Here is a 16,321-nt window from a genome sequence, read left to right as displayed (position 1 = left end):
CTTTTGTAAGTAAGTCTTGTAGTATCAAAACGTGAATCATTTCACATTGCTTGTGTCGATGATGAAGTATAGAACACAATTTAAAATTTATCAAGTTTAAAATTGCGAGAATCCGGCTTAGACACGCTGATGCGTTTTCAGATAAAACTCCTTGCCATAACTTAGGGCAAAGTTCCGAAACTCTACTACTGCCGGGGATAAGTATCTATTTTTAATGCTGGCTAGGTAGATAAAACGCTCGTATTCTGGATTTACAATAGGCAATGTTTTGACGTTAAAATAATCTAACGATGAAATGCGGGGCATAACTCCGATCCCGTAATTGATAGACACCAGTCCTGCCATTGCCGTATCTTCTTCAATCTCGCAAATAATCTGTGGCGTAACGCCTGCCTTGGCGAACAAATTTTCAATAATGGGCCGAATCCCACTCTTTTTGTTGAAGAAGATCACCGGGTAATCCGCTGTATCCTTAAGATCAATTTGGTCCAGAGAAGCCAGCGGATGATCAGGTGAAACAATGACCACCAGTTCCTGCTGAGCCAGCGGAATAAACTCCACTTCTGGTTCATTTTCCACGTGAGAGCAGAACGCCACGTCATAGTGTTCCTGCTTCAGACCTTGAATAATATCGTTCGTATTCCCTTGGTGAAACGAAAAGGAAATGTCTTTACGGGCATCTTGAGCTGAAAAAGCTTGGATTATCGCTGGAATGAAGTGTGAACCTAACGTGTAAATGAACGCCAAATCTATATTCCCATGGCTTGGACTCACTAATTCCCGTAAGTTATGCTCCCCCTTTTCCAATTCATCCATCGCGTGCTCCACATATTTCAGAAAAAATCGCCCGTATTTGTTTAGTCGAATATTTCTCCCCTGCTTTTCAAACAGATGAACGCCCAAATCCTTTTCTAATTCTGAAATCGCATGACTTAAACTGGGTTGAGTGATACATAGCCGCGCAGCTGCCTGGGTAAAATGCTCCATCTCTGCAAGTACACGAAAATATTGTAAGTGCTTCAGATTCATAAGAATGTACGCTCCCTCTTTAATTCATATTTTAAATTATAGATTCAAACTATGAAAAACGATAAAAATATGCATTGGATTTATAATAACACCCCTTATATAATTAAAACATAGACATTATGTGAATATTTTCACTTGTTTGTGGGCGTACTTTAATAGACCTGGACGATGCCTATCTAGGCCATTGATCTAAAATTTAAGTTGGGAGTTACACTTATGAAAAATCCTTATATCAGAATGGCAACAGGGCTTTATATCAACTATTTTCTTCTGGGTATGATTAATGTTATTCTCTCGTCGAATATGAGCTTTCTGACCGTGCAATTGAACACGGATAAAGCAGCCATCGGCTATCTGGTGTCAGCGATTGGAATTGGTAAACTGCTCGCTCTCGGAGTAGCCGGAAAAATGTCAGATAAATACGGAAGGAAACCACTCATTGTTATTGCATCATTTGCTTATTTAATCTTCCTAATCGGTATTCCGCTTGCACCTAACTACACGTTGGCATTCGTGTTTGCCATTATCGCAGGGCTCTGCAACTCAATGATGGATGCGGGGACTTATCCCGCACTCATTGAAGGGTTCGGAAAAAAAGCCGGGTCTGCAACCGTCCTGGTCAAAGCATCCATCTCGATCGGTGCCATTGTTATTCCGTTCATGATTGCATTTTTTATTAATCACGATATGTTCTATGGATATTCCTTCTTTATTCCAGCAGGAATTTATCTGCTGAACGGGATTTTCTTATCGATGACCGCTTTCCCCAACCACAAAGCAGAGGAACAAAAGGCTCCAGCCGAGGCTGGTCAATCAACGGATTCGTTCCACAGCGAGCCTAAGTTTTGGCAAGAAGGCTTGTCTCTGATTATTATCGGTTTTACTTCAACTGTATTGTTCATGATCGTTCAGTTATGGCTTCCTACCTTTGGACAAGATGCTCTTGGCATGGACAAAGCCAGCGCCATTAAGCTGCTTAGCTACTATAGTATAGGTTCACTAGTTTCCGTTATTTTGTTGGCTGTGGTACTTGGTAGATTCATTAAGCCTATTACCGTCATGATTGTGTATCCGCTTATTGCCCTGCTTTCTTTGCTGGCTTTAATTGTATGGCACAATCCTGTCGCTACCTTGATCAGTTCATTCTTAATCGGCTTGTCTACTGCGGGTATCTTCCAAATTGCCCTTACGGTCATGACGGAATTTTTCCGCAAGAACAAAGGAACTACGACTTCTCTCGTAAACATAGCAGCCAGCCTATCGTTCATCCTGATGCCTTTGGCTACCGGGAGCATGTCCAAAAGTCTGGGAATTACCTCGGTATTCATTCTAGATATTGCGATTGCCGTAGTCAGTATTTTGCTGGCCGTGTTTGTTGCTTATCGATATAAAAAAGTGTTTCATTAAACTACACAGATAACTTGGAGGCTTATTATGAAAAACGCTGGACGTATTGACGGAAGAACACAATTAATCGGACTGCTAGCTACACCGATCGGACACTCTTTGTCCCCGGCTATGCATAATCTTGCGTTTGAGAAACTGGGGCTAAACAACGCATATATGGCCTTTGAAGTAGGCAATGAACAACTTGAAGAAGTAGTACGTGGGATGCGCGCTCTAAACATACGCGGCTACAACGTGTCCATGCCCAACAAAACAGCCATCTTACAGTACCTTGACGAGCTGGACGACAGCGCTAAATTTACAGGTGCCGTCAACACTGTCGTGAATACGGATGGTAAGCTGAAAGGCTACAGTACAGATGGATCTGGTTATGTTCGTAACTTGCAGGAGCACGGCATTGATCTGAAAGGTAAGAAAATGACACTCGTCGGCTCAGGCGGTGCTGCAACACCGATTGCTATTGAAGCCGCTCGAGCTGGCCTCGCTGAAATTTCAATTTTCGCTCGTAATGACCAGTTCTTTGCCCGGGCGGAAGAGAATGTTCGTATTATTAATGAAGAGATGAAACATGCCCAAGTCAAGGCGAATATCTATGCACTAGAGGATCAAGAGAAGCTGCGTGAAGAGATTCTTACAAGTCATATTTTCGCTAATGGTACAGGTGTGGGTATGAAACCGCTGGAAGGCAAAAGTGTCATTGAGGATGTGTCCATGCTTCGTTCCGACCTGATCGTGACCGATGTAGTGTACAGCCCAGCTAAATCCAAGCTGATGGAACAAGCTGAGTCCGTAGGTGCAACCGCCATTAACGGTCTGGGCATGATGCTGTGGCAGGGCGCACTTGCCTTCGAATTATGGACAGGGCAAGAAATGCCTGTCGCTTATATTAAAGAACAGCTTTTTGCTGATCAACTGTAAGACTTAGAGATACTAACAAACACATCAAGCCATGAGTTCCTTCTATTATATATGCATATATGTACTTTAAAGACGATGCTCGGCGAATGAAACTTCTGCCGGGCATCGTCTTTTTTATGGGTACACACCATTCTTCCTTCTCTTTTCATTAATCCTTATATGGGTCAAACTCATTGGCCCCAGCCATGCATACCCCGATTGGCTTCAGCACATGCATAACTTCAACGGTCTCGGAATGAGCGTCCAGTACCTCACGCAGTTTGCGGTAGACGAACGGGCTTTCGTCTGTACCTGCTCCGCGCAGCTCGACACCGTAGTTTCGAACAGCCTCTTTCATCTGTAGGTCCGTAATCTGACCACCGCTACGCGTACGGGTTTTCCAATTCATTTTACCGGCTGCCTGGGTACGACTCATAATACGACCTGCGCCATGGACTGTACTATAGTAGGAATCCCGATTTTCTACCGAATCTTTCCCACGCACAATCACCGAGATATCCCCCATGCTTCCTCCAATAAAGCCCACTTGACCAGGGGCCGAGGGGGTTGCGCCTTTGCGGACCACAATGGTGTCGCGTCCATCATGCTGTTCTTTCCACGCGTAATTATGGTGATTATGCACCGTAAAGTCCGCTTCGGTCCCCATAATACCAAGCACTTGTTCTATCACATGGTCACGTCCTGCATAAGCATAACGTCCGGCAAGGCGCCTTGCACGATAGTACATATCCCCCAGCTCACTGTTCATATCCAGTAGTACAGGCGGCTGATCCATATGTTCTCCCGGCGCCTTTCCGAGAAACTCCTGTCCTGCGGCCAAATTTAGAAACCCGCTTGCTGTTTTATGCCCAAAGCCCCGGCTGCCGAAATGATTGGCAATCCAGACCTGTCCTGTCGCTTCCTCTACAAATACATCAACAAAATGATTGCCACTTCCTACTGTACCCAGCTGTTCTCTCGCCAAGGACTTCAGTTTGTCATGCTCTTGCTTCCCAATCGCTGCATATACCGCCCAATCCGGGTCATCAAACAGCTCATGGTCCACCTGAATCTCATTCACACGACCTACGCCAAATGAAATCTGACGTGCAATCTCATCCATCACGGTTGAAATACGCGGCATAATGTCTGCGGCAAACAGCTTGGTTCTTACCGCCTTATTTCCGCAGCCGATATCATACCCTACACCTGAAGGTGAAATTTGTCCGTCATACACCATCACACCGCCAATGGGCTGACTGTAGCCTTTATGATGATCTGCCATCAGTAGCGCCTGAATCACATTACCATTTTCGGCACATGTGCGGGCTTGAGATAATGCCCCCGGATCAGGTGCTCCCCATACGCGTACTCCATTGATTTCTTGATAAGCCATCGTTTTATCCCTCCATATTTTGCAAGAAAATTTCTATATGTAAAAGTGAGCATTCTATTTTTAAACTTTGGATCTCTTAATAGCATTATGTACGGTTTACCCGCTTCCGAACAGGGCGTAAGTATTACAAGCACAACATCGTCTCTATAAGAAAGTCCCTAAGAAAATGAAAAAGGATATCCATGCAGCCAAACAGACTGTAGGATATCCTTTTATGATCATTTAGAAACCATTAATCAATTTTACTGATATTTTTTGATGATTCCGAATTGATCCACAATAAAAGGTTTGGCATCATTTTTGTTTTGATCAATTTCGTACGTTACGGCTGTAAGTTTATTTTCGTCTACAGTGATGCCAACAAAATTCTGTACCTGTCCTCGTACAGGTCTACGATTGTCACTCGGATCTGGGCCATATACTGCCGCATGATTCTCTTCAGCTAATTCAAAGAGGTTATAGTACTTATCTCCAAGCTTTTCACTCGGGTTCTTGTAGTAAACTTTAGGGCCAGCAGTTGCTGGGATGACATAGATACTTCCATCCGGATTCACACTATATTCAATCGTCTTTTCATTTAATCTATCTTTTAATTTGGTTGGCGTTGTTGCTTTACCCTCTTGGTTGATTGGTTTCGTCCGAGCATAAATATGATCATGCCCCTGTACGACAAAGTCGATATCAAGTTTGTCCATGAGTGGAGCGATTTGGTTACGAACTCCATTGTTATCCATGATGTCAGCATCTGTTGCATGGTTAGAGGTAGTGTAGGGACCTTTGTGAATATTAACAATGATCCACTTTGCACCTGCCTTTTTGGCTGCCGCAGCATCTTTCTTTAACCATTCAACTTGATCTTCAGAAAAATTGGCATATTTCTCTGAGTCCTCATTGGAGTTCAGTACAATAAAGTGAGCATTGCTGTAATCAAAGGAGTAGTACGCTCCTGTTTTAGTAGCAGAACCCGCTGGTTGATTAATATTAAAGTGATCATAAAAAGCGTAGTTCTCATCCTCGTGATTACCTGCTGAAGGAACAATGGTTGTATTCAAAAGACTTTTTTGTGAATGTCCCAACAACCAGTTCCACTGCTCTTCTTTGGTACCGGTATCTACGATATCTCCGTTGTGAACTACAAACTGAGCATTATTTACGGTTTGAAGTGCTTTTTCGAGCGTCTGTGAAGACAATATGGCTTCATCTTCGCTTTTCGCTTGTGTATCAGCTAAATCAATGAAGGTAAATTCACCGGTCTTAGAAGCCGTTTGAAACGTACCTGTTTCGCTCCATATCCCGCGCGCTGCATCACCCACACGATAATAATAAGCTGTGTCCGCTTGAAGACCTGTAGCTACAGCTTTATGGACAAGCTCTTCTGGAGAATTGGTCGATGGAGAGGAAGTGCCTTCAAATGTAAGAGCATTCGTAAAATCAGCTTCAGAAGCCGTTTTCTTGGTTACTTGAACAGTGCTCTTCGTGAAAAGTTTTGAAGTATACCAGGTAAATCCTTTGGAGGCTTTGGTGTCTCCATAAAATGTAGCTGTAACTTTACTAATACCTTGATCTGTGTTCACTGGTGACTCAGCATGAACAGGTGAGGCTGACAGGCCCGTAATCAAACCTAGCGCAAGAGCAACAGACATAGATGTTGCTGACCACTTTTGAAACTTCTTAAACATGTGTACACTCCTCTGTGCAGTTAATATGTAAAAGTTATAAATATGATCATAACAATCAATTGTTAATACGTTATTTGCTGAGATGTAGTGCTTTGTAAAAATGAGGTTAGGTATATAAACCAAAAAAGGCCTACCGCATGTTTGCAAAATTTTCGAAACCGGTAGGCCTTATTCATGTTCTAGGTACTCTTGACACATAAAACTAGACTGCCCCCATATAAGAAGCAGTCGCGGAGTCTTGGAAAGCTAGTAAGGGTTTTGTTAAATCACTAGCCAACTAATGTGCAGAGGTATTTTTCAAATCCGCTTCATAACGAAGACCAAATTGTTGTCTTGCCTCCTCCATCACTTCAGCGACTGTCAGCGAACACTCCAAAGAGTTAATGGAACTGTTGCGTTCCCCACTCTTGATCAGATCAATAAATTCCTGAATTTCATAATACATGGGCTCACGCGTCTGAGCCTTGGTCAAATCCTCAATCGTGCCGTCCCGATAATGAATTTTCACCTCATAGGGCTGGCTGATTTTGTCGATCACCATCGTTCCATACTCACCCTGAATTTCGGCAGGCAAATAGGAATCTGTAATTTTGGAATGCATGACGATAGCATCCATATCCGGATACTTCATCACGATACTGCCCTCGCCGTCGACACCAGAGGATAACAGTACACCCACCGCCCGGATCTCATCCGGTTTGCCGAACAATGCCACCATTGGATACAAACAATACACTCCCAGATCCATCAAGGAACCATTCGAAAAAGCCGGATTAAAGGCATTCAGCACCTTGCCCTGCTTAAAAGCATCAAAGCGTGAGGAGTATTGACAGTAGCTTGCAAAATAACGCCGAACCCGGCCTATTTTATACATATGATCCCTTATAATTTTAAAGTTGGGCATGAGCGTGGATTTAACGGCCTCCATCAACAGAACATCATTGTTGCGCGCGGCTTCGATCATGCTCTGCACCTCTGCTGCATTAGAAGCAAAAGGCTTCTCACACAGCACATGCTTTCCATGGTTCATACATAAGATCGCTTGCTCCGCATGTAAAGAATTGGGACTGGCAATATATACGGCATCCACCTGTTCACTTGCAGCCATTTGTGCCAGATCTGTAAAAACCTCCGGCTGGCTGTTATATTTGGCAGCAAAGGCTTGGCCTTTCTCCTCTGTTCGTGAGTACACCGCGGTCAGGGAAAATTCGTCTGTCTCTATCGCAGCTTGAATAAATCTTTCCGTTATCCAATTCGTTCCAACGATACCAAAACGCATCACAGTATCCCATCCTTTCCCGTGAGTCATTACAATTAATATATGTTCCTATTCTCGCATTCCAGCCAAGACTTGTCCACTATACCGCTTGTCATCTCCCATGCTTCCACATATTAAAAAGGACTGCGGTCTATCAGCTTAATTTATACTGATTGTACCACAGTCCTTGTATGCTTTTTGAGGTTATATCTCTACTTTTTGGAGATCACCTTGCCCACTTCTACCAAAATGGCATCCATGGAAGCAGGGTCGTGTACATCGTACTCATCAATGTTGAGACGCAGTACAGGACAGGCATCAAAATCGTTGATCCAATCGGAATATCTGCGATGCATTTGCTCCCAGTAGGATCGCTCGGTCTGAATCTCCATTTCGCGGCCGCGTTCTTCGATCCGATTCAGTATGGAGGGCAGGCTGCCTTCCAGATAGATCAGCACATCAGGGTGTGGAAAGAACGGGGTCATGACCATCGCCTCAAATAGGCTAGTATATGTTTCATAATCGGTAGGGTTCATTGTTCCCTGATCGGCATGCATTTTCGCAAAAATGCCTGTGTCCTCATAAATGGAACGATCCTGCACAAAACCTCCACCAGACAAGAAAATGTTCTTTTGCTCCTTGAAGCGTTCCGCGAGAAAATAGATCTGCAGATGAAAGCTCCATCTTTCAAAATCGTGATAAAACTTCTCCAGATACGGATTATGATCGACTTGCTCTAACGAGGTTTTAAAACCAAGACGACTGGCCAAAGCGCCCGTTAACGTGGACTTACCTACACCCACCGTACCCGCTACCGTAATCAGGGCATTTGCAGGAATGTTGTAATTATTCACTATATAAGCTCCTTTACATCGGAAACAATTTGTTCAAATTGTGCCTGGTTTTCTACAAAATCAATTTCATTCCCGTTTACGGTCAATATACGAGGGGCAGGTGACTGTTCGGCGAGAAACTGAATGCCTTTATCATAATCCGTAATCAATTGCTCCAGATAGGCAGGGTCCATCTCCTGTTCAAAGGAGCGTCCGCGCTTACGAATTCTGCCCAGCAAGGTATCCAAATCTGCTCTAATATAAACGATAATGTCAGGCTTGGGCATGTCATCTGTGAGCAAATGATAGATTTGGCGATATTTTTCGAGCTTCACACCCTTAAGCGTACGTTCAGCAAAAATCAGATTTTTATAGATATGGTAATCTGAAATTACAGGCTGGGCTTTCTCGATGTATTGCAGACCAGTATCCTCTAGCTGCTTATACCGATTGCAGAGAAAGAACATTTCCAACTGAAAGTTCCACTCATCTATATTTTGATAGAATTTATCGAGAAACGGGTTTTCCTCGACAATCTCTTTGATCATCGGCAATTGTAGCTCGGTTGAAAGCATCGAAGCCAACGTTGTCTTACCTGCTCCAATCGGCCCTTCAACGGCTATAAATGGGGCTTGTTTCATGCGGTTCTGCTCCTCCTTGTACTCCAGGTCCATCCTATGGACAACTATCCTATTGTATCACAAGGAAGTATGCTAGAGGCATAGCAAATCTATGGATAAAACAAAAAAACAGAGCAGCTACGCTTGGCTTCATAGCGTCCCTGTTCTGCTTAATATTTTTTGCCTGTCTCTCATTTGAACCAACCTTTTTCATTAAAACGTGTAATCGCCTCAATTCGGTTGCTGACACCCAGCTTATCGAGAATGACTGAAATATAATTTCGCACCGTCCCTGTTGTTAAAAACAGTTCACCAGCAATCTCTTTGGTGTTCTTTCCGTCAGCAATAAGCGCCAACACGGTCTTTTCACGCTCCGTTAGCGGGTTGACCTCGGCATAAGCATCATCAACCAGTTCTGGAGCGTAAATACGTCGACCTGCCATAATACTGCGAATGGAGGAAGCCAGTTCTTCACTGGGACTGTCCTTGAGTAAATAACCGTGTGTGCCTGCCTTAATCGCTCGTTCAAAATACCCCGGGCGAGCAAACGTTGTTAAAATAAGCACCTTGCAATTCAAGCCTCTGAGTTCCTCTGCCGCATCCAATCCGCTTTTTATCGGCATTTCGATGTCCATAATGCATATGTCTGGCTGATGTTGCTTCACCAGCTCTATAGCTTCTTCCCCGTTGCTTGCTTTTCCGACTACTTTCATGTCTTCTTCCAAGTCCAACAGGGAGGCTAGAGCACCCAGCAACATACGCTGGTCTTCTGCGATAACGATTCGAATCATGGCCCCACCTCCTCATTCGGCTTTTCAGTGATGTTGGGCACCTTAATGACCAGGGTCGTTCCCTGATCGGAACGCAGTTCCATACATCCGTTCACGAATTCGAGCCTTTCCTTCATGCCTTGCAGACCATGTCCCCGAAAGACTGCATTTTCTCCCATAATACCAACTCCATTATCCTGAATCCGCAGGGTCAATTCCTTACGAGACGGCTCAATGGTGATGGAGCAAGCGGTAGCTCCACTGTGCTTCACTACATTGGTTACGGCTTCCTTCATACACATGCTCAGCACATTTTCATTCATTAATGACGTATGCTCCAGCTTCGGGTCGCCCTCCAAGGTCAGTTCGATGTGAGCAGCCTTTAAAATTTGCCGAATACGTAGCAGTTCATCCTCTAGTCTCATGCCGCGCATTTGAGTAACCATTTCCCGTACTTCTTTTAACGCACTTCTTGCCGTGAGACGAACATCGTTAATTTCGACATGAGCCCGTTCCGGGTACTGGTCCAGTAGCTTGCCCGCCAAATCACTCTTCAGCCCAATGAGTGACAGCTTCTGACCCAAGGTATCGTGCAGGTCACGCGCGATTCTTTGCCGTTCCTCCAGCTTGATCAATTCCGATATTTTCTTATTGGCATCCTCTAATTGAACCTGAAGCCGATCACTCTTGTTGCGATTAAAATTTGTAATCGGAAGGAGGATCACACCGATCAGATTGAGCAAGATAAAAGGAATCTGCTTAATAAAAACAGGATTCTGAGAAACAAACCCATAATTGATTAATCCAATCGTAATAACCATTAAAATAATATACAGGGTCGTAAATGCAGCCTTACTTTTAATATTACCGATCAGATAAGCGATAAATATGGAAAAATACATATAGCTAAATAGCAGCGTCATCGTAATCGATATAGCAATCTGCACACTGGTCCAAAAATATATGAGCCAGCCCTGGGAGACAAAAGCCAGTACATAACAAGCAAAAAATACCAAAATAATCGCGGTGCCCAGAATAATATGACTTGTAGATGAAGAGCTAAAATAGTAAAAGGGCAGGATGTAAAAGACGACCCACACATAAGGGCTAAGTCCCGTATTTCTTTGGAAAATCTGATACCACTTTTGCATCCTGCCACCCTTTTCTAACTTTAGATATCCCTATCTTAACATACCAATTTCCGTACAACGTCTATTTTCTATCCGTGCCTACAACAGGTGTGGGGATGGGTTTTGAAGCGCCAACACGTTTGCTAAGCAGCGGCTTTACTTGTTTAAAGGTCAGAAAGGTTTTGGTACTTTCATCCCACAGTCGGAATTTCAAAGATTGCAGACTGCTACTCACTGTGATCGTGGTCGCCTTTTGCAGCAACGGTGTGGCTTCATGCGCTTTCTCCAAATTGTAATTTGGCACTTTCGGGCTCAGGTGATGAACGTGATGAAAACCAATATTGCCCGTAATCCATTGCAATACTTTAGGGAGCTTGTAGTAAGAGCTGCCTTCTACAGCCGCATTAATATAACTCCACTCTTCATCATGCTCAAAATACGAATCCTCAAACTGGTGTTGCACATAGAACAGCCAGATTCCCAACATACCAGAGACAAAAAAGATAGGCGTCTGTACCAGAAGGAATGCCTGCCAGCCAATAGCCCAGCACAACAGTGCATACAATGCAACGATGGATATATTCGTCACATAAGTGTTTATTTTTTCCTTACGTTTGGCTGTCTTGACATTAAACCGATAGGAAATCAAAAAAGTATAGATCGGACCTAGCCCGAACATAACCCAAGGATTTCGATATATACGATAGGCCATCCGTGTCCATGTGGAAGCCGCTGTGTACTCTTCTACCGTGAGCACCCACATATCACCTGTGCCTCTTTTATCCAGATTACTGCTGGTTGCATGGTGGATCGCGTGACTATTTTTCCATTGGTGATAAGGGCAGAGCGTAATAATCCCTGTAATCGTTCCCACAATATCGTTCAGCTTGCGACTTTTGAAAAAAGATTGATGACCACAATCATGAAAGATAATAAACGTCCGTACCACAAACCCTGCCGCAATAATGGTAATTGGAAGCGTAATCCAGTAAGAAACCGCCAGGCTAAGATAAGCGGCATACCACAATAGGATTAGCGGTCCCAAGGTATTGATAAGTTGCAGAACGCTGGATTTCGTGTTTATTTTCTCGTAGGGAGCCATATTTTTTTTCAATTGAGCTAACGGGAGTTGTGTCATACCCATTATGATCCTCCTTTAAAATGCAGCCCATACCTTGATCCTGTCAGGCGTACATGTTGGTCTAAGCTCAGTATAAGGAGACCGCTGGATCTGCTGTAGTCATAAACGTCAGTTCGGGCATATGACATTTGTCATATAGACAACTAACCAAACCTGTTTGCCAAATGTTCGCGGGTTTCCTTTCTGCTGTTTTTTTGTTAAAATGTAAGATATATAACGCTGTATGTGACTGGCGAAGTCAGTGGAATCAACCACGAGGGAGCATACAAACAAAGCGTACCGTTCGCCTGGGAGAAGTATTTGCAGAGGATTCGTCTGTCTTGACGACCTTGTGCAAATACTTTTTTTCGTTTTTTAAGACCATGACACCCTGTTGATTCTATTATGCGATAAATTCAGAGGAGGCTCGGACTATGGCTATTATCATGAAATCCAAAGAAGCAGCTGAGCAAGTGTATGCAACGATCCGTTCCCAAGTAGAGCAAATGAAACAGCAAGGACACCGTCCCCATCTGGCAACCCTGTTGGTAGAAGGTGATCCGGCATCTGCATACTATGCACGGACCAAGCAAAAAATAGCAGAGAAGCTGGGCATCTCATTTCATCTCCATACTTTTAATCGTCATGTAAGCGAAGCCGAGCTTCTGCACCTGATCGGCACCCTAAATGATGCATCCCATGTACATGGCATTATGCTGGAACTCCCGCTTCCTCAACATCTTTCCGCCTCCGTTATTAAACAATCCATCGCCCCCTACAAGGATATTGATGGAATTACACCTGATAACAAGCTGGCTACCGTTACGGGTGACGCAGGGCTGTACCCCGCTACACCTCAAGCCTGTATTGAACTGTTGAAGCATTACGGCCACTCCTTGGCAGGCAAAAATGTCACGCTCGTGGGCATTGGGCAGACGGTGGGACTTCCCCTTTTCCACATGCTGCAAAGAGAAAATGCCACCGTCACCGCCTGTCATGCAGGTACACGTGATATTGCAGAGCATCTGAACCATGCAGACATTGCCTTCGTCGCAGTTGGATGCCCTGATGTGATTACGCAGGATATGGTGCATCCAGGTCTAATTCTCGTGGATGCAGGGATTAATGAGACGCTGGAGGGAAAAATCGTGGGTGACGCTGCTCCGGACGTTGTAGAAAAGGTACATGCTATTTCTCCCGTTCCCGGCGGTGTGGGTACCTTAACGACTGCAATTTTGTACAAAAACTTGCTCAAAGCGATACGTCTGCAACATTACTCCAGAGAGGTGGTTTATTCATGAGTAAACTGTCGTGGAATCAGTCCATCGCACATTTTCTGAAAGAAGCTGCAAGTGCAGCGCCTACCCCCGGCGGAGGAAGTGTATCCGCGCTGACTGCGGCACTAGGCGCAGCTATGACCTCCATGACCGCCAACCTTTCAAAAGGAGAAAAATACGCGCACTTCCGTGAACAATTCGCGCAAGTCATTAGCAGCATGGAGAGATTGTCTACACATTGTGAGGAACTGATGGCCGCAGACATCCAATCCTTTGAACAGTACATGACCGCGTTGCGTTTGCCCAAAGAAACAGACGAAGAAAAGCGCTATCGTACCCATTCCTTACAAACAGCGGTGATTGCTGCCATTGAGGTCCCTATGCGCCTGCTCGAAGTATGCCGGGACGGACTATCACAAGCTTACAACATTGTTGAAATATCCAATAAAAATGTGATCTCTGATCTGGGCATCGGCGCGATTTTGTTTGAAGCAGCCGCTCAATCGGCCCTGCTTACCATTGATATTAACCTTGCCTCGCTCAAGGACTTGGATGTCAAACAATCCTACGAAGCCAAAACAGCCGTACTCCTCCGTGAAATCGGACAAATTAAAGAGCAAACCTTATTGACTGTGCGCAGTCGAATTGCTAATTAATCAGCTTATAACTGTGCGCAAGTTGTAATAACCAAAATATTCTGCCTATTTGGTGATTACAAATAACCTCCAAACCCATCTTTAATCGTTGGGTTTGGAGGTTATTTTATTGCTCCCAAAAAAAGATACTATCTTTACTTTTGGTTGATGCTCGCAATTTCCTTAAAGCTCTCGTCACTTGTCAGAGGGCATGACAATTCGTTACAACGTCGGATCTTGCCATCTTTAAATTCAAAAATAGCAATCAACTCCACCTGTCCCTTCATTCCATTTTTCTTCGTAATGTCTACGGTATAGCGTAAAGTGACACTTTGCAGCTCATCATCATACAAAAAATCATTAAATGGTGAAATGGTGATGTTGTCGATCAGGCTTTTTAACGTGGTAATATGCTGAGTAAATTCCTCCAAATTTGTGGTGACTCCATCTGTAACTTGAATATATTCAGGTACAAAATAATCAGGAATCTTCTCTACCTTTAAACCCACGACTATGTCATTATACATACAAGTTAGAAATGCTTTTGCCTCTGCTCTGTTCATTCTGTTCTCTCCACATCTTTATAGTAGTCGGGACCATGCATGCAGAAATCGGATGACTACGTCTAATTCATCTTCCGAAAAAGCATCAAATAATTGCTCGTATTGTTCCTTTAATTGCCGGTGCATCCGATCATGTACAGCAGCTAACTGCCTGCCTTCATCCGTTACGTTATAATATAATTCCTTATGATTATCCGACTTTTTTGACGTCAGTAACAAATGGTGTTCTATAAGAATATTCACGGCTTTGGTGACCGCTGGCTTGGATATATTCAGTTCAGCAGCCAATGATGTGTTATTCATACTTCCCTGACTGTTGCTAACCAGAGAGAGAATATGAAGCTGGGTAATCGTCCATCTCCGCTTCTCCCTCACCACTTCTTCTGTTAGAGTCTCTAGTAAAGCTTGACGTCTCTGTGCACTTTTTTCTCTTTCCAGTATAAAATGTTGGATAGCCTCAAATGTCCGTTCGTGTTTGGATTGACTCATAAATCCTCCATGTTTTTTATTAACCGGTTAATAAAAATAATTTATCGGTTAACAATATAATTGTCAAATTTCATCTCATGATTCCTTGGTACAACCTTTGTATCTGCTCAACAAATCAACAAAAAAAGCACCTCACCGCGGTCTGTTGTCCGTGTAGTGAAGTGCTTATTCCAGGTGAATCTCACACCTATTTTTTAGCTTTATTCTCTTTCTCTCTTTCAACCAGCATATCCACAACCATATCAATCTGTCCGGTAATAGCGATCGGATCGTAGCGATAGTACGTATCAAAATCATTAAAGAACACTTTATTATTCTTCACCGCAGGCAGATTCCCCCACACAGCGGACGATTTCAGTTGCTTAAGCGCGGTTCCCTTTTTGTCTGGATCATACGTAGTCAGGAACATGTAATCTGCGTCATACTGCGGCAGTACCTCCATTGAAAGCTGTATGGATTGTTCCTTGGAATTAGCTGTCTTTTTCGGCATGTTCAGTTTGAGCGCATTGTATACGGCTTGTCCGCCTCGTCCCGCATTGTCGCCAAAGATCCAAAGTGCGTTCTTGTCCGTCAGCTCATACAAACCGAAAGTTGCCTTTTCGTCAATAACACCCTTCAGACGAGCACGGCCTTCAGCAGCCTTTTTATCAAATGCAGCAATAAATTGCTCAGCCTTCTCCTTTTCCCCAGTGATATCGCCGAACAGCTTGACCGTATCATAGATATTAGTCGTCGTACCGTACGGAATGTACAGGGTAGGTGCAATTTTAGACAAAGCCTCATAATTGGTATCCTTCATAACCACGATCAGATCGGGTTTGAGTTCCAGTGTCTTTTCTAAATTGGTCGGATCCCCCACCTCTTTGGTTCCTTTTTCCTTTAGCAAATCGGTCAAAAAAGGATTTTGAAACGCAGTCGGCTCTACACCCACCACGTTAGCACCCACGGACAGCAACTCTCCGCCGTAAAAATCCGTTACAATACGCTGCGGCTTAGCGGGAATTTGAATATCCCCTTTAACCGTTTTAAAGCTTCTTGTTTCTCCAGTAGAAGCCGACTCTTGCTTATCTCCTGAAGTTGAAGCGGGATTATTTCCAGTGTTATTTCCGCCGCATGCGCTGATAAATACAGCCAATACAAGCATCAAAGTAGCCAGCATAAAAATCGATTTGTTCCTCAACCTATTAGCCCCCTATGTAATATGGAATAGCCTTATCC

General features: G+C 43.9%; 16 protein-coding genes and 1 riboswitch. Of the genes, 4 read left to right on the top strand and 12 right to left on the bottom strand.

What is annotated here, in order from left to right; genetic code table 11:
• Window positions 1–117 precede the first annotated feature (117 nt).
• Window positions 118–1,029, bottom strand: coding sequence for a LysR family transcriptional regulator (locus tag EGM68_RS04895; protein WP_064962547.1), 912 nt, complete (start codon window positions 1,027–1,029; stop codon window positions 118–120).
• Between the two features lie 216 nt (window positions 1,030–1,245).
• Here EGM68_RS04895 and EGM68_RS04890 point away from each other — a divergent pair, with 216 nt between their 5' ends.
• Together EGM68_RS04890 and EGM68_RS04885 are read left to right on the top strand one after the other, a co-directional pair.
• Window positions 1,246–2,436, top strand: a complete 1,191-nt coding sequence (locus tag EGM68_RS04890; RefSeq protein ID WP_129548738.1) for an MFS transporter — start codon at window positions 1,246–1,248, stop codon at window positions 2,434–2,436.
• A gap of 27 nt (window positions 2,437–2,463) precedes the next feature.
• Window positions 2,464–3,354, top strand: coding sequence for a shikimate dehydrogenase (locus tag EGM68_RS04885; RefSeq protein WP_013369561.1), 891 nt, complete (start codon window positions 2,464–2,466; stop codon window positions 3,352–3,354).
• Window positions 3,355–3,502: 148 nt separating this feature from the next.
• On the opposite strand, the gene EGM68_RS04880 is transcribed toward EGM68_RS04885, so the two are convergent.
• From EGM68_RS04880 to desA, 8 genes are all read right to left on the bottom strand, one after another.
• Window positions 3,503–4,729, bottom strand: coding sequence for an RtcB family protein (locus tag EGM68_RS04880; RefSeq protein ID WP_129548737.1), 1,227 nt, complete (start codon window positions 4,727–4,729; stop codon window positions 3,503–3,505).
• Window positions 4,730–4,971: 242 nt separating this feature from the next.
• Window positions 4,972–6,408 (bottom strand): purple acid phosphatase family protein, encoded by a 1,437-nt coding sequence (locus EGM68_RS04875; RefSeq protein WP_129548736.1) that lies wholly within the window; start codon window positions 6,406–6,408, stop codon window positions 4,972–4,974.
• 277 nt (window positions 6,409–6,685) lie between these two features.
• Complete coding sequence (locus EGM68_RS04870) at window positions 6,686–7,687, bottom strand: Gfo/Idh/MocA family protein (protein WP_129550291.1); 1,002 nt, start codon at window positions 7,685–7,687, stop codon at window positions 6,686–6,688.
• Window positions 7,688–7,878: 191 nt separating this feature from the next.
• Window positions 7,879–8,520 (bottom strand): deoxynucleoside kinase, encoded by a 642-nt coding sequence (locus EGM68_RS04865; protein WP_129548735.1) that lies wholly within the window; start codon window positions 8,518–8,520, stop codon window positions 7,879–7,881.
• On the bottom strand, window positions 8,520–9,140 hold the full coding sequence (locus EGM68_RS04860) for a deoxynucleoside kinase (protein WP_129548734.1): 621 nt from the start codon (window positions 9,138–9,140) through the stop codon (window positions 8,520–8,522). Before EGM68_RS04860 ends, EGM68_RS04865 begins: the two co-directional genes overlap by 1 nt.
• Before the next feature lie 170 nt (window positions 9,141–9,310).
• Window positions 9,311–9,910 carry a response regulator transcription factor gene (locus tag EGM68_RS04855; protein WP_013369555.1) on the bottom strand — a complete coding sequence of 200 codons (600 nt, stop codon included), beginning with the start codon at window positions 9,908–9,910 and terminating at the stop codon, window positions 9,311–9,313.
• Complete coding sequence (locus tag EGM68_RS04850; RefSeq protein ID WP_040102072.1) at window positions 9,907–11,040, bottom strand: sensor histidine kinase; 1,134 nt, start codon at window positions 11,038–11,040, stop codon at window positions 9,907–9,909. The genes EGM68_RS04855 and EGM68_RS04850 overlap by 4 nt, the downstream gene beginning before the upstream one ends.
• Window positions 11,041–11,101: 61 nt before the next feature.
• Window positions 11,102–12,163: a Delta(5) desaturase DesA gene (desA, locus tag EGM68_RS04845; protein ID WP_058828974.1), complete on the bottom strand. Its 1,062-nt coding sequence runs from the start codon at window positions 12,161–12,163 to the stop codon at window positions 11,102–11,104.
• Between the two features lie 212 nt (window positions 12,164–12,375).
• Window positions 12,376–12,460, top strand: a riboswitch (ZMP/ZTP riboswitch).
• 113 nt (window positions 12,461–12,573) lie between these two features.
• Here desA and EGM68_RS04840 point away from each other — a divergent pair.
• Together EGM68_RS04840 and EGM68_RS04835 are read left to right on the top strand one after the other, a co-directional pair.
• A complete protein-coding gene (locus EGM68_RS04840; RefSeq protein ID WP_013369551.1) occupies window positions 12,574–13,440 on the top strand; it encodes a bifunctional 5,10-methylenetetrahydrofolate dehydrogenase/5,10-methenyltetrahydrofolate cyclohydrolase in 867 nt (288 codons plus the stop codon).
• Entirely contained in the window at window positions 13,437–14,072 is a 636-nt protein-coding gene (locus EGM68_RS04835) for a cyclodeaminase/cyclohydrolase family protein (RefSeq protein WP_129548733.1), read from the top strand. Before EGM68_RS04840 ends, EGM68_RS04835 begins: the two co-directional genes overlap by 4 nt.
• A gap of 134 nt (window positions 14,073–14,206) precedes the next feature.
• Here the strand turns inward: EGM68_RS04835 and EGM68_RS04830 are convergent, their stop codons facing one another.
• From EGM68_RS04830 to EGM68_RS04820, 3 genes are all read right to left on the bottom strand, one after another.
• Entirely contained in the window at window positions 14,207–14,614 is a 408-nt protein-coding gene (locus EGM68_RS04830) for a nuclear transport factor 2 family protein (protein ID WP_129548732.1), read from the bottom strand.
• A gap of 18 nt (window positions 14,615–14,632) precedes the next feature.
• A complete protein-coding gene (locus tag EGM68_RS04825; protein ID WP_058710720.1) occupies window positions 14,633–15,103 on the bottom strand; it encodes a MarR family transcriptional regulator in 471 nt (156 codons plus the stop codon).
• Window positions 15,104–15,290: 187 nt separating this feature from the next.
• Window positions 15,291–16,283 (bottom strand): ABC transporter substrate-binding protein, encoded by a 993-nt coding sequence (locus EGM68_RS04820; protein ID WP_129548731.1) that lies wholly within the window; start codon window positions 16,281–16,283, stop codon window positions 15,291–15,293.
• Between the last annotated feature and the right edge of the window lie 38 nt (window positions 16,284–16,321).

It is taken from the genome of Paenibacillus sp. M-152, assembly GCF_003856555.1.
GTDB classification, from domain to species: Bacteria; Bacillota; Bacilli; order Paenibacillales; family Paenibacillaceae; genus Paenibacillus; species Paenibacillus polymyxa_C.
Note: the sequence above shows the minus strand (reverse complement) of the source record. Positions and strands in the feature narration are given on the sequence as shown.